This is a genomic window from Bifidobacteriaceae bacterium, from assembly GCA_031281585.1.
In the GTDB taxonomy this organism is placed as follows: Bacteria; Actinomycetota; Actinomycetes; order Actinomycetales; family WQXJ01; genus JAIRTF01.
In genome coordinates, this window is the sequence record JAITFE010000020.1 from 1 (window position 1) to 14,173 (window position 14,173).

At 69.5% G+C, this 14,173-nt stretch carries 12 protein-coding genes and 1 tRNA gene; 8 read left to right on the plus strand and 5 right to left on the minus strand.

Features of this window, described 5'->3' with window-relative positions; genetic code table 11:
- Positions 1–109: 109 nt before the first annotated feature.
- The gene (locus LBC97_01375; GenBank protein MDR2564712.1) at positions 110–397 is read right to left on the minus strand and encodes a DUF4143 domain-containing protein; all 288 of its coding nucleotides are present in this window, start codon (positions 395–397) and stop codon (positions 110–112) included.
- A gap of 2 nt (positions 398–399) precedes the next feature.
- Here LBC97_01375 and LBC97_01380 point away from each other — a divergent pair, with 2 nt between their 5' ends.
- The 4 genes from LBC97_01380 to LBC97_01395 all read left to right on the plus strand — a co-directional run bounded on the left by LBC97_01380 (position 400) and on the right by LBC97_01395 (position 5,842).
- A complete protein-coding gene (locus LBC97_01380; GenBank protein MDR2564713.1) occupies positions 400–702 on the plus strand; it encodes a hypothetical protein in 303 nt (100 codons plus the stop codon).
- Positions 699–1,202, plus strand: a complete 504-nt coding sequence (locus tag LBC97_01385; protein ID MDR2564714.1) for a hypothetical protein — start codon at positions 699–701, stop codon at positions 1,200–1,202. Before LBC97_01380 ends, LBC97_01385 begins: the two co-directional genes overlap by 4 nt.
- A gap of 40 nt (positions 1,203–1,242) precedes the next feature.
- Positions 1,243–5,031: a CHAT domain-containing protein gene (locus LBC97_01390; GenBank protein ID MDR2564715.1), complete on the plus strand. Its 3,789-nt coding sequence runs from the start codon at positions 1,243–1,245 to the stop codon at positions 5,029–5,031.
- 436 nt (positions 5,032–5,467) lie between these two features.
- A complete protein-coding gene (locus LBC97_01395; GenBank protein MDR2564716.1) occupies positions 5,468–5,842 on the plus strand; it encodes a hypothetical protein in 375 nt (124 codons plus the stop codon).
- 14 nt (positions 5,843–5,856) lie between these two features.
- Here the strand turns inward: LBC97_01395 and LBC97_01400 are convergent.
- The 3 genes from LBC97_01400 to LBC97_01410 form a co-directional block, all read right to left on the minus strand.
- A tRNA-Pro gene (locus LBC97_01400) sits at positions 5,857–5,930 on the minus strand.
- Between the two features lie 90 nt (positions 5,931–6,020).
- Positions 6,021–8,042, minus strand: a complete 2,022-nt coding sequence (locus LBC97_01405) for a PASTA domain-containing protein (GenBank protein MDR2564717.1) — start codon at positions 8,040–8,042, stop codon at positions 6,021–6,023.
- 34 nt (positions 8,043–8,076) lie between these two features.
- Positions 8,077–9,189 carry a polyprenyl synthetase family protein gene (locus LBC97_01410; protein MDR2564718.1) on the minus strand — a complete coding sequence of 371 codons (1,113 nt, stop codon included), beginning with the start codon at positions 9,187–9,189 and terminating at the stop codon, positions 8,077–8,079.
- A 95-nt stretch (positions 9,190–9,284) separates the two neighbouring features.
- Between LBC97_01410 and LBC97_01415 the strand changes: the two genes are divergently transcribed.
- The 4 genes from LBC97_01415 to LBC97_01430 all read left to right on the plus strand — a co-directional run bounded on the left by LBC97_01415 (position 9,285) and on the right by LBC97_01430 (position 13,792).
- Positions 9,285–10,175 (plus strand): methylenetetrahydrofolate reductase, encoded by an 891-nt coding sequence (locus LBC97_01415; protein MDR2564719.1) that lies wholly within the window; start codon positions 9,285–9,287, stop codon positions 10,173–10,175.
- A 66-nt stretch (positions 10,176–10,241) separates the two neighbouring features.
- Positions 10,242–11,324: a DUF4192 domain-containing protein gene (locus tag LBC97_01420; GenBank protein MDR2564720.1), complete on the plus strand. Its 1,083-nt coding sequence runs from the start codon at positions 10,242–10,244 to the stop codon at positions 11,322–11,324.
- Between the two features lie 197 nt (positions 11,325–11,521).
- Positions 11,522–12,955 carry an RNA polymerase sigma factor gene (locus LBC97_01425; GenBank protein MDR2564721.1) on the plus strand — a complete coding sequence of 478 codons (1,434 nt, stop codon included), beginning with the start codon at positions 11,522–11,524 and terminating at the stop codon, positions 12,953–12,955.
- Positions 12,956–13,792 (plus strand): DUF3152 domain-containing protein, encoded by an 837-nt coding sequence (locus LBC97_01430; GenBank protein ID MDR2564722.1) that lies wholly within the window; start codon positions 12,956–12,958, stop codon positions 13,790–13,792.
- A 159-nt stretch (positions 13,793–13,951) separates the two neighbouring features.
- Here LBC97_01430 and LBC97_01435 read toward each other — a convergent pair whose 3' ends face one another.
- Positions 13,952–14,152, minus strand: coding sequence for a hypothetical protein (locus LBC97_01435; protein MDR2564723.1), 201 nt, complete (start codon positions 14,150–14,152; stop codon positions 13,952–13,954).
- Positions 14,153–14,173 lie beyond the last annotated feature (21 nt).

The following is a 14,173-nucleotide window of genomic DNA, read 5'->3' on the forward strand; positions in this document are numbered from 1 at the left end:
GAACCACCCCGATTATGCGAAGACCCAAACCCTCCGCGAGGCCCCCACCAGCCCCAACGCCCGCCACTTCACATAACGAAGAACCTCACATCAGACGAGTTATGTGAACTCAACATAACTCGTCGATGGCGCTGTCGGAGCCCAGCGTGACCTCGAAACCGGCCCACTCTCCGGAGGCGGTCTCTAGAATGCAGTCCACCTCGTCGCGGCTGTCATGGGACCGGTAATGGAACGCGGTCGCGTCGCACGCCTCCGCGTAAGCGCGAATGTCGTGGACGGTGAGCGACTCGAAGAGCAGCCCGGCGGTCGCGATGTCAAGGCACCCCCGCTTGCCGACGCGGGCCCCGATAGGATTCGGGAGGCAACAGCCGATGGTTTCAATGGCGGGGAAGGGCAACGATGTCTGATGTCGACCGAGGGTTGGACGAGATCGCGGAAGGGCTAGTCCGGGAAGGCGCGGCGCGTCTGCACAGCCGCTTGGCGGATTACGGGCGGGCGGCCCGCTACGACGGCCCTTGCCCGCGTTGCGGGCATTCGCTGAGCCAGACCCGTCCGGTCTCGTTGATCGTGTTCGGGATGCGAGGCGGGGCGGCGGCGGAGCCGCCTGGCTACGCGGACTTCGCCTGCGACTGCGGCTTGGAGGCGGCCGGCGGCGGGTGTGGCGCCACTTTTTCGCTTGAACTCGACGGGGAGCCGGCGTGAACGGGCCGTCCGATGATCTCCCGGACGCGCCCGCCCCGACCCCGGCTCTAGGCGGGCCGCGCCCGACGGGCCGGGACCAGGAGGCGTGGGCCAGGTTCGCCTCGGATGCGCCGGCGCGCCTGGCCAACGCGGTGCGGGTGTGGCGGAACGGGTATGTCTTGTTGCTCACCGGATTGGGAGCCCTCGCGGTGGCGGCCGCTTCGCTTCTGGCGGATCAGGAGGCGGCGCTCGTGTGGCGGGTGGTGCTGACGTCGCTGCTGGGCGCGGCGATGGCTTGCGCGGGCGGGGCGTTGTGGATGTCGATGTCTTCGGAAGTCAGGATGAAAACCGATTTGGTCGGCCTCCGCGAGATCGTGGACTCGCATTTGAGTTTCGAGCAGTACCTAGTGGACGAAGCCGGGATAGGGATGTTGCGGCTGCGCCGTTCGCACTGGTGGGCCGGGTTGGCCGCCGTGTTGGGTTTGGCCGCTTCGCTGTGCTTGTTCTGGGTGGGAGCATGACCGGCGCCTCCGGGCACCGGATCCCCGGAGAGAGTCCCGTGTGAGCGTCGCCGGCGAGGAGCCGTACACTGTCAACGACGTGCGCCAGATCCTGGCCGAGTTGGGGGCCGACGACCCAGACCGATCGGTGGTCGCTTGGCATCTAGCCGACCTGTTGTCTGACGTGGGTGTGGCCGACGAAGATCACGGGATCCTGGCGGAGTCGGCCGAGGTTGCGGAAAGCGTCATCGCCGAACTGGGGAAGAACGCCCCGGAGCGGGCCGGCCTGATGGCTGACTTGGCCATAACCCTGTGGGCGTGGTGGGAGATGACGTCCGACGAGGCCGTCTTGGCCCGCTGTGTCGACACGCTCAGGTCGGCGTTGGAGTTCGCCGACAACCCGGCGTCTGGCGAGGCCGTTATCGAGGTCGACGACAGCACGCTCAGGAGCGACATCGCCACCAACTTGGCCGGCGCACTGGCGGCCCGCTTCGACTTGTTCGGAAATCCGGCGGACCGGCTAGACGCCCTCGCGCTCTTGCGCGAGGCGTTGGAGTGCACGAACCTAACCGGCGAGCAGAGGGCGACGATCGAGGCGGACATATCGGTTGCCCTGGGCAGAAGCGACGTCCCCGAAAGGGACATCGGACGGGCTGTGGAGTTCGCGCGCCGAGCCGTCGCGGACGGCGACCCGGAATCCCCGGAGCATCCCATGCGGTTGATCCTGCTCGGGAACTCCCTTGTGGCGTTGAACGCCGCGACGCGCGCCGCGGCGGACCTCGACGACGGCATAGCCCTCCTCGAGGAGGGGCTTTGCGGCATCGGTCCAGAACACAAGGACTTCGCGGGCTATTGCGGGAACTTGATGCTGGCGTACCGGGCGCGCTACTTCCAGACGGGCCGGTTGGTGGATCTCCGCATCGCGTCGGACCTCGTGGCGACCGCCGTCGGCGCGTTGAAACCGGGCAGCCCGGACCGCTGCCACGTGTTCACCTGCGCGGGTACTGCGGTGCGGGAACTCGCGTTGCAGTCAGGCGAGCCCGGCGGCCTTGTCAGCGCCGTAAGCCTGTTCCGGACCGCTGTCGACGCCGCCGTCGCGGGCAGCGCGGCACGGTCGATGGCCGTGATCGACCTCTCGGCCACGTTGCGCGACGCTGCCGACGCCGACGTGTCGGCCCGGCGGGAAACCCTAGACGAGGCGGTCGCGGTCGCCGAGTCTGAGATCGCGGTCGTGCCGGAGGACACCGGCCTGCGGCCTGCGGTCCTGGCCACGGCGGCGAACGCCTACCGGGACAGGTTCCGGTGTTTCGGCGACCGCGGGGACCTGGACAGCGCGCTCGGTTTGGCACAGGAGGCGGTCGATGGGACAAAGCCGGGCGACCCGGACAAAGCCCGCCGGCTGACGAACCTGGCCGTGCTGATGTCCGACCGGTACGAGGAATACCTGAGCTTGGACGACCTGGACGTCGCCATCGACCTGTACGAGCAGGCCCTGGCGGAGGACGACCCGGCCTACGGCAGAACAGAAGAACGCTGGTCGAATCTGGCCCAGGCGCTGCGGGAACGGTTCGGGGAGACGGGAGACGTCGCCGACCTCGGCCATTCGGTCCGCCTCGGCAAACGCATCCTGGCTCGTGTGACCCCAGGCTCGCCCTCCCGCCCGGACTTCGCCACCACGGTGGCGAACGCCTTGGCCGAACGGTTCGGCGCGACGCGGCGCCTGGCGGATTTGGACGAAGCGCTCGGGTACTACCGTATGGCGGTCGACAGCTCTAGAGACAGGACAAGCCTGTGGGCTGGATACGCGATGAACCTGGGTTTGGCTCTGGCCCAGCGGGCGGTCGTCGGAGACGACGCAGGCATGATGGAAGAGGCCGTCTCGTGGATGGAACAGTCGATCGGCGCCAGCCCGGCCGGCGCACGGGACCGGGCGATGCGGTTGTCGAACGCCGCAGACGTGTGGCGGATGCGGGCGGAGGCCGGCCTCGACACCCGCCCATCACACAGTTTGGAGAAGGCGATCGCGTTGGGAAGAGAAGCGCTCGGCATGGTTGGAGCCGACGACCCGGACCGTTTGCAAGTGATGTCGAACCTCGCGCTCGCGATGCGCCTCAAAGCCGCAGGCTCGGACGACCGCGGGCTGGCCGACGCGGCGCGGGCTCTTCAGCGGGACGCGACCGCCCTGCCGGTGGCCCGCGCCCACGAGCGGTTCGAGCAGGCCGCCCGGTGGGCGTATTGGGCGCAGGCCGATGGCTTGGCGGACGAGGCGGTGGAAGCCTACGGCCAAGCGGCCGGTTTGGTCCCGCAGACCGTTTGGCGGGGCCTTTCGGTCCCGGAGCGTCTCGCGGTCGCGGCCGATGTGGCGGCGGTGATCGGTGACGGGGTCGTGTGCGCGGCCGAGGCGGGAGACTTCGCCCGTTCGCTGGCGTGGGCCGACGTGGCGAAGTCGGTGGTGTGGGCGCAGTTGGCGGCGACCCCCGGGGATGCCGAGGAGGCGGGTTTGACCGAGCGTGAACGCAAGGCCGCAGTCTTCGGTGTGTTCGAGGGGAGCCTTCTTGTGCTCCGCAGCTCGCCCGGCGACGACGGGTCAGCGGTGGCTGACTCGTCTGGCTCGGAGGCCAGGCCGACTTCGGGCGACATTTTGGCAAGGCACCGGGCCGCCCGCGCCATGGACCGGGGCGAGCCCCCGGCGGTGCTCGATCTCGGGTTGTACGAGGCGTTCGCACCGGAGGGGTGGGTTGTGACGTTGGCCCATTCGACCAGCGTGGACCGCATGGTCGCTGTCCTGGCCGGCCCGGACGACCGCCGCGAGGCGATCGCGTTGGGTGCCGGCCGGGAAGAGATCCGGGCGTGGCTCGGTTTGCACCGCTCGGCGCAGGGCCGGGCGCTGGTGGCACCCGTCGCCGCCAGGAGGTCGTTCTTGGACCTCTTGGGATCCCTGTGGCGGCATGTCGCGGGGCCGGTGGTCGCGAGGATCGGCGCGGACCTCCCCGAGGGAGGCGCCGGACAGACGCGGACGGCCGCCCCGGCTGTGGGGCGCGTGTGGTGGCAGCCGGTCGGCGACCTCGCCGGGCTCCCGTGGCACGCCGCGGGGATTTACCCCCGCAACGCGCGTCAAGCTGAGACCTGGCCTCCCGACGACCAGCGCAACATGCCGTCCCTGGCTGTGTCGTCGTATCTGCGGCGTGTCGCGGACCTGGCCAAGCTAAGCCGCCGCGAGGAGGTTGGCCCGGTCCGGCTCCTGCTGGCCGCCGTCGACCGCGCTGACGGCGAGGAATGCCCCGCTCCGTCGGGCGACTCGGCGATGATAGCCGCCGAGGCCGAAACCGTGGGCAGGGCGTCCGAGATCCCGGTGACCAGCCTGGTGGGGACTGGGGCGCTGATCGGAAGGTTCCTGGAGGCGTTGCCGGGACACCAGGTGCTCCACCTTGCCGCCCACGGCCACCGCGACCGGGAACGGCCGTTCGAGTCCGGCGTGAACCTGGCCGATGGGGTTTTGTCGTTGGCGCGGCTGGCCGGGGTCGGTTTGGCCGACGCCCGGCTCGCGGTGACGTTGGCCTGCGACTCCGGCACGGAAGTCGAGACGGTCCCCGATGAGGCGTTGAACCTGGTGGGAGCGTTGGAGGCCGCTGGTTTCCGCAGCGTGGTCGGCGCTTTGACAGGCGTCGCCGGGGCAGCGGCCATCAAGGTGGCCGAAGCTGTCCACCGCGAACTCGGGCAGGCCGACGCGGAAGCCGTCGCACGGGTCCCCAGTGCGGTCCACGGCGCTGTCGAACGCATTCGCCGGTCAAGTCCGGAGATCATGGCGAACCCGTTCTATTGGGCGCCGATCGCCCATTTCCAAGCCTGACACTCCATCCCCGCCTCCTGCGGAGCCCCGGTTCCCGCAGAAATGGCTCCACGGCTGAGCCTGTGGCGAACGCCATCGAAGCGCGAGAGGCTCGCGAGCCCTCGCCCACCCGCCTGGCTCGCGCGCCTGCTCGATCCTCCGCACAGCCTCGTGGCGGGCGGAATCCGGGGCCGGCACCCGCTGTCGTTCAGCCGCGGTCTTACCATTGGGGCGGCCGGTTCTCGCACTTGATGGGGATCCTCGCCAGTTGTTTGGCACCCGCTTGCGGGCGATCCGGAAAGGCCCGAGGAGAAGCGCCAACTCGTTCCTCGATTCGGCGGTGCACCCCTTCGAGCGATTCGACGCCCAAGAGGTATGGCCTATCCGGATCTGTTGCCGCGCCCGACCACATCAGCGTTGCTGACCTGCGGCCTTGGCCTTGCTGGATGGTGCAGGGGTGCGCCCGGGTCAGGTGGAGCAAGAGCCCATCGAACGACACTACCGAGTCCACGAGTTCGTTCGCGGACAAGCCGCGTTTGCCCAAGCGGGCGGCCTGGTCGCCAAGCAGGCCAAGAGCCGCAAGGCCCGGGCCGTCCCCATCCTGGAGGCGTTGGACCCCGCGCTCCGCCGGCTCGCCGCGGGCAACGCCCCCGAGGCCAGGCTCCTGGCCAGCCCGCGCGGCGGGGCCATGGCCACCGCCGCCGCGCGCGACGCCCCCGGCTGGGAGGCCACGGTCGCCGCCCAGGGGCTGCAAGTATTGCCCGCACACGCCGAACCGCCCAAGGCAAGAGTGAAAGAACACGGAAAACAGGCCCACAAATGTACGAGCTAAAAGTCATCCACCGGTCGGGCTGGCGGGATTTGAACCCACGACCCCTTGACCCCCAGTCAAGTGCGCTACCAAACTGCGCCACAGCCCGTCAAGGCGTTCCATTCCGCGGGCGCGGCCAAGAACACCAGGGCACGAGCCTAGCGCATGACCTGGGCCACGACCCAACAGCGGGGCCGCGTCAGACCACGGTCAGTGTGACCGTGGACCCCTTCGGGACGGTCTTGCCCGGCTCGGGGTCCTGGGCCTGGACAATGTTCAGGAACTGGCCGATCGGCACCCGCTTGACCGCCAACAGGCCGCGTTGCTCCAGCGCCGCGACCGCGGCCTCGTACGTCAGGCCGGTGACCTTGGGCACTTCGACCGGGGGCATTCCACGGGACACGATCACCGTGACGGTGCGACCGCGGAAGCTGTCCCCCTGGGCCCCGGGCTCTTGGCTGATGATCAGGCCCTCTGCCACTTCTTCGGAGTATTCCGGGTCGCCCGGCTCCACCGTCAACTCCAATTCGGCCACGGCCTCCAACGCCTGGTCGAGCGTCTTCCCCCGCAGGTCCGGCACCACCACCGGCTCGGGTCCCTTGCTGACCGTCAGAGTGATCGGCTCGTGGTGCGGCACGGTCGCGCCGCCGTTGGGCGTCACCTCTATCACAACCCCTTCGGGGATGGTCGTGTGGTAGACGCCGTCCTCGGTCACCTTCCCGTCGAGCCCGGCCGCGGACAGTTCGGCCTGGGCGTCCGCCGCCGACTGCCCCACGATCCCGGTCTCCGGCACGGTCGCCTCCCGCACGCCCTTTGAGACCACCAGGTCCACAATGGTGCCCGGCTTGACCCTGGCGCCCTCCTCGCGCGAGGCGCTGATGACAACCCCCTCGGCGACCTCGTCGGAGAAGTCGGTCGCCACCTTCGCCGCCAGGTCCCGCGCCTTCAGGGCCGCGTCCGCGTCCGCTTGGGGCAGCCCCTCCAGGCGGGGCACCGCCACCAGCGAACCCGGCCCGTGCTCGAAGTACCAGTAGAGGGTCCCGCCGGCCCCGCCGCCCAGCACCAGCAGAGCGGCCAGCACAAACCACAGCGCCCGATGCCGTCTCCGCCGCCCCGGCACACCCCTCGCCGCCGGGGGGATGACGGGGGGGATCGTCGGGGGAATCTTGGCGAGCGGCAGCGCCTGGGTGCCGCCCGTGCCGGAACCCGGCGGCGCGGTGGGCACCGGGTCGGTGGAATCGTCCACAGGACCGGGCGCGGCGCCGGCGTTGTCGGGGGCTGGGGGCGCGGCGACGGCATCGGGCAACTGCTCGAATTCGCCTTCCTCGAGGGGCGGGACCACCGCCGCTTCGGGGACGCGTTCCGCGATTTCGGGGGGCAGCCCGGCGCGCACCGCCCGGATCAGCGCCAACCCGGCGGTGGCGTCCTCGGGGCGGTGGGCCGGGTCCTTGGCGGTGAAGGCCAAAACCAGGGAGTCGATCTCTTGGGGGAGCCAGCCGACCCGGCTGGAGGGCGGGGGGAACTCGGCGTGGACGTGCTGGAAGGCGACCTGGATGGGCGCGTCCGCGACAAAGGGCTGGGTGCCGGTCAGCAATTCGAACAAGACCACGCCCACGGCGTAGACGTCGGCGCGTTTGTCGGCCACGCCCTCGGCGATCAACTCGGGGGAGAGATAGGCGACGGTGCCCAGCACCACGCCGGAGGAGGCGGCGGTGACTTCGGAGACGGCCCGGGCCAGGCCGAAGTCGGCGACTTTGACCTGCCCGGAGCGGGTGATCAGGATGTTCTCCGGCTTGATGTCGCGGTGGACAAAGCCGGCGGTGTGGGCCACGGCCAGGGCCTGGAGCACCTGGATGGTGAAGTCCAAGGCCTTCCCCACGCTCGGGAGGCCGGAGGAGAGCATCAGGGTGCGCAAGTTCGGCCCGTCGACCAGTTCCATGACGAGGTAGGGCGCCTCGCCCCACGTCCCTTGGTCGTGGACGGAGACAATCCCCGGGTCGATCAACCGAGCGGCGGCGCGCGCCTCGCGGCGGAACCGGTCCACGAACCGGGGGCCTTCGGCCAAATGCGGGTGGAGGATCTTGACCGCCACGGGACGGTCCAGCCGCATGTCGGTCGCCTGGTAGACCGTGGCCATCCCGCCCCGCGCCAGCCGCGCGTCGATCCGGTAGCGGCCGTCTATGATCTGGCCGAGCATTGGATCCGACGGGGTGGATGTCACGTGCGCGAGTCTACGGCGTGTGGCCTCGAAGAGCCTACGCACGCGCCGGGGCGAGGAACCAATCCGCTATTTCGCGGACGGTTTCGCGGCCCTTGGGGTCCAAGGTCGAGGATTCGAGGGCTTCGAACGCCTGGTTGCGGCGGTCTTGGATCATTTGCTCCAGTTGGTCCACGGCGCCGGAGGATTGGATGATCCCCTGCAGATGGCGGACCCTGGCCCCCACCGGCGGGGCGTCTCCGCGCAGGAGCGCCCCGGTGAAGGCCCGCCGGTCTTTCGGGTCGAGCAGTCGCATGGTCAGGCCGACCAGGACCGTCCGTTTCCCGTCGACCAGGTCTTGGCCGACGGGTTTGCCGGACACCTCCGGGTCGCCGAGCGCCCCGATCAGGTCGTCTTTGAGCTGGTAGGCCTCGCCGAGCAGCAGTCCGACCCCCATCATGGTGTCCACTTCGGCTCTGGGCGCTCCGGCGCCCGCCGCGCCGAACGCCAGCGGCGTGCCGGCCAGGTAGCGGGCCGTCTTGGTCCGGATGGTGTCGAGCGCGTTTTGGATGACCTTTTCCGGGTCGTCCATGCCGGGCATGTAAGGGAGGATCGTGTCGAGCGACTGGCCCATCAGCTGTTCGACACGGGTCAGTTGGTGCAACGAGACCAGGTAGTCGACCATTTCGCCGCCCACGCCGTCAAGCGCTTGGTAGAACAAGTCCCCGGAGGCGGCCAGCAGGCAGTCGCCAATCATCAGCGCCAGGCAACGGCCCATGCGCGCCGGTTCGCCCAGCCAATTCGAGTCGTGGTGAACCCCGGCGTAATAACGGTGCAACGAACTCCGCCCGCGGCGGGTGGCGGAGCGGTCCATGAGGTCGTCGTGGACCAGGGCGGCGTCCTGGAACATCTCATGGGCGGTGGCCATCAGGGCCATGCGGTGGGGCGTCAGGAGGGCGCCGGCCCCCGGCCCTCCGTGGACCAGGTAGGACACCCCCATGAGCCTGGTCACCACCAGGTTGGAGCCGGTGCGGGCGTGGTTGACGCCGTCATACCCCATCATGGGCAGCGGGCCGTACATGGCCAGGCTCTTGAGGGTTTGCGCCAGGTGGAGGTCGCGTTCGTACTCCGCCTGTTTGACGAACTGGTCCACGCGGTATGCCCCCACCACGTGTTCTAGCCTAGCTGTGTGTTGCGTCACAGGACGTTATCCCAAATGCTGGAAGGATTTGGCGGCGGCGGCGCCGGGCCCGGTAGGTTGTCGGGGTGCCAATCCTCGACGCCATCCGGTCCGCCTCGCCGTCGGTGTCATTCGAGTTTTACCCGCCTAGGGACGGGGTGACGTTCGGGCCGTTGCTGGAACGCGCCGCGCGGCTGGAGGTTCTCCGGCCGGATTTCGTCTCGGTGACGTACGGCGCGGGCGGCGGCGCGGACGGCTCGAGCCGCCAGGCGGCGTCGCTCAGGGCGACCGGGCGTCTGGCCGGGGCGACTTCGGCTCCGCGCCTCGCCCATCTGACGCTGGCCGGCCATTCCCGCTCGGAGTTGGCGCAGGTGGTGGGGGATTTCCTGGCCGGCGGCGTGGACGGCTTCATGGCTTTGCGCGGCGACCCCCAAGGGGGGCCGTCCGCCCCTTGGCGGCCGGTCGCCGACGGACTCACGTACGCCTACCAGTTGGTCGAGTTGATCCGGGAGTTGTCGCCCGCCCCGATCGGCGTGGCGGCGTTTCCGTTTGGGCACCCCTCGGCGGCTTCCTTGGAGCACGATGCCGTCGTGTTGGCCCTCAAACAAAAGTCCGGCGCCGACTTCGCGCTTTCGCAGGTCCTTTTCGACGCGGACGCCTATTCGCGGATGGTGGAGCGGATGACCCGCGCCGGCGCCACGCTGCCGATCATCCCGGGCATCATGCCGGTGACGGGCACGGCCCGGCGCGAGAAGCTGGAGTTGTTCTCCGGCGGCCCGCTGCCGGCCGCGTTGGCCGAGCGCGTGGCCGGGGCGGGCGGCGCGGAGGAAGTGGATCGGATCGGCGTGGACTGGTCCGTCAAACTGGTGGGCGAACTGCTGGAGCGGGGCGCTCCGGGGATCCACTTCTACACCCTCAACTCTTCGGCGGTGACGGAGGCGATCTGCCGGGAGGCGGGGCTGGACGCGCGCCGATAACCGCTTGTCCACAGGCTTGCGGGCACCGGGCGGGTGAGGCTGCCGCTCGGCCGCCAGGGTGTTGGGGTGAACACGCCAACTTACCTATTAGAGAAGGCCAGCGGCCTTGACGTCGTTGCGCTCTTGCCCGCCCACATCGGATTCACGCCCCAGGACAGCATTGTCGTGGGCGCCGTGCATCCTCCTCGGGGACGGCTGGGCGTGGTGGTGCGCCTTGACCGCCTGCGCGCCGACCGCGACGTTCTGCGGGAACTCGCCGCCGGCCGCGCCGATTGGCTGCGCCAGTCCGGGGCGCGCGCCTCGTTCCTGGTCCGCTACGCCCCTCCCGGCGCGGAGGCGGTCGAGGAGGACGAGGCGTTCTGGGTCTGGGCGGACGTTCTCGGGGAGCGGCTGCCCGTGATCGGCTGCTGGGACGTCATGGGCGAAGCCCATCAGGAGCTGGACCCGGCCGCCCGGCGGCGGATCGGGCCCGTCTTCGGGCCCCAGGACCTGCAATCGACGCGGGCCGCCGCCACCCTCGCGCTGGCGGGGCTGGCGCCCAAAGCCAGGCGGGAGGACCTGGCGCGGATCGAACTGGCGCCCGAGGCGGCCCGCAAGGCGGCCCGGGCGGCGCAGCTCCGCGCCCGCGATCAGACCCTGGCCTTGGGGCCGGAGCAACTGCGGGGCTGGCGCCTGGCGGGCCTGGAGGTGTGGGCGCGTTGGCAGCGGCGTCTCCTCCAACGGCCCGGCGCGGCGGTGCCGCCGTCGCAATTGGGCCGGCTGGCCGCGCTGCTGGCCGACCAGGTCGCCCGGGACGCGGTCATGGCCAGCGCCTTCGTCGGGGCGGGCGAGGCGCCCAAGCGGATCGTGTGCGGCGGGGACGCCTCCGCCCTGTTCGACCCGTGGGCTTCGCGCGGAGTTGACCAAGACCTGGCGGACGCGAGCCTGGACCTGTTGACCCAGGTCGCCTCCCATCTGACGCCCCGCCGCCGGGGCGCCGTCTACGCGCTGGGCGCCACCTGGCACTGGTGGTGCGGCAACGGTCCGGCGGCGGAGGAATGGGCGCGGGCGGCCATGGACTGCCACGACTGCCCCCAGCTGGCGGCCCTGGTCTTGGCCGTGCTTGAACGCGAGATCTTCCCGGCCGCCCTCCAACGCTTGGCGGCCTGACGGGCGGGCTCCCGCCCAGATTTCCTCTTCGACGCCGTGTCAAGTGAAACAAACCGGCTGGCACTGTCGTTATACTTACCGGGATTCCGTGTGCCTCCCCTTCCTTCGTTCAGGCTGTCGACGCCTCCGTTCGACTATGCCGAGGGTCGGCCACGGCGTCGATTGCAACGTAGGGTCGGCCTGGTCCGGCCGCTGTTATGAGGATAAGGAGTGGGTACGTGGCGAAGGCTACAACAGCATCTTCGACTGAAGCCGCCCAACCAACCGATTCGGCGCGGAGCTCCAGCCGCGCCTCGACCAAGACAACACCCAGCAAGCCGGCGGCGCGGACGCGGACCGCCGCCAAGGCCCCCGCGGCGAAGGTTCCCGCCGCCAAAGCGCCCGCCCGCAAGGCCAAGGCCGAAAAGCCTGCCCCGGCCCCGACGGCGGCCGAGGAAGAGGCGGTGGCGACGGCATCGGACACGGCTGAACAAACCCCGGCCAAACGGACGCGGGCGCCAAGAAGGACCACGGCCAAGGCCGCCGCGGCCAAACGCGCGGCCGACCTGCCGGAAGACGGGGACGAACCCGAAGCCGAACCGGAGCTGGAAGGCCCGCCGGCGGACGCGCCAGAGGAAGCGCTCGCGGCTGTGGAGGAAGAAGAGGAGGAGGACGCCCGGGGATTCGTGTTCTCCGACTCGGACGAGGACGACGCGCCGGCGGTCCAGGTCCAGGTGGCCGGGGCCACAGCGGACCCGGTCAAGGACTACCTCAAACAGATCGGCAAGGTCGCGCTCCTCAACGCGGAACAAGAGGTCGAACTGGCCAAACGCATCGAGGCCGGACTGTTCGCGGAGGAGAAGCTGGCGACGGAGTCCGGGCTGGAGCCGAAGCTGAGGCGCGAACTTGAATGGCTGGCGAACGACGGCCGGCGGGCCAAGAACCACCTGCTGGAGGCGAACCTGCGTTTGGTGGTCTCGCTGGCGAAGCGGTACACGGGCCGGGGCATGCTGTTCCTGGACCTGATCCAGGAGGGGAACCTGGGGCTGATCCGGGCGGTCGAGAAGTTCGACTACACCAAAGGCTTCAAGTTCTCGACCTACGCGACGTGGTGGATTCGCCAGGCGATCACCCGCGCCATGGCGGATCAGGCGCGGACCATCCGCATCCCGGTGCACATGGTGGAGGTCATCAACAAGCTCGCCCGCGTGCAGCGCCAGCTGCTCCAAGACCTGGGGCGGGAGCCCACTCCGGAGGAACTGGGGCGCGAGCTCGACATGACCCCGGAAAAGGTCGCCGAAGTGCAGAAATACGGCCGCGAGCCCATTTCACTGCACACGCCTTTGGGGGAGGACGGGGACAGCGAATTCGGCGACTTGATCGAGGACTCGGAGGCGGTTGTGCCCGCCGAGGCGGTCAGCTTCACCCTTTTGCAGGAGCAACTGCACGCGGTGCTGGACACCCTCTCGGAGAGGGAGGCCGGCGTGGTGTCCATGCGGTTCGGGCTGACCGACGGCCAGCCGAAAACCCTGGACGAGATCGGCAAAGTCTACGGGGTCACCCGCGAGCGGATCCGGCAGATCGAGTCCAAAACCATGTCCAAACTGCGTCACCCCTCGCGCTCGCAGGTGCTGCGCGATTATCTTGACTGAGTGACCAAACGGCAGTCGGGGTTGCACCGAGACAAGGGCTCCGGGCGGGATAGCGCCGCGCGGACGGCCGTGCGGCGCTCGGCTGGGCTCGGCGTGGTGGCTGGAGTGGCGCTGGTGCTGGTCGTCTGGGGCGCCGCCAACGTGTGGGGGCCTTCCGGGGCCGACTGGCTGGCGCGAGTGGCCACCTCGTCCCCTTCAACCAGCCCGAGCCCGGCCGGTCCGAGTCCGGCGAAGAGCGGGTTCTTGGACCAGTCGGCGGTGCGGGCGGGGGATTGGTCTCCGCCGTCGCCGTCCCCGCCCGTGCCTTCCCCTTCCTCAGCCCCGCCCGCGCCAGCGGTTCCCGTGCGGGCGACCGTAACTTATGAGATCGCGTCAAGGGGCGCCGTCAGCGCCGACCTGGAGGACTTCGCGACGCAGGTGGCGCGCTACCTAAGCGACCCGCTGGGCTGGCCGGGAGCCGGCGTTGAGTTCAAACGGGTGGACAGCGGCGGCCTTATCACCATCTGGCTGGTCGAGGACTCCCAGGTGCCCAGTTTCTCAAGCATCTGCTCGACAGGCCTGTCCTGCTCTATCGGCCGCAACATCATCATCAACGAAGTGCGTTGGCTCGAGTCGGCGCCGCCCGGCGTCATGGACGAGGTCCCCCTCGACCAGTACCGCATGATGGTCGTCAACCACGAGGTGGGCCACTGGCTGGGCCACCACAACCACTCGAGTTGCCCCGGACCCGGCCGGGTCGCGCCGCTGATGATGCAACAGTCGAAGGGCCTGAACGGCTGCACGTTCAACCCGTACCCGCTGCCGAACGAGCTGACGGCACCGGACTTGTTCCCCTAAACGGGGACGTAAACGGGGACGGTACCAGTTTCAGACGGTGCGCTGGCGGGACCGAGCGGCATCGTACATTAGTTCGCCTTTGGGCGGCCTGTCAAATGAAAAGCGCTCCGGACCCTTTCGGATCCGGAGCGCTTTTGGCCTTCGGTGCTCGGGCTGCGCCTAGTCGACGCCGGGGATTTGGTCGGTGAAGTCGTCAATGCTGATGGCCTGCTTCTCAAGGGCAGGCCGCAGCTCGCGTCCGTGATGGCCGCAGAAGAGCAATTCGCCGGACATGAGGCCGACCCGGAAGTAGGCTCGCGCGCCGCAGCGATCGCACCGGTCGAGGGCGTTCAAGGCAGGTGCCTGTTGAGTTATCGTCACGTTGCCATACAACCACGGGTG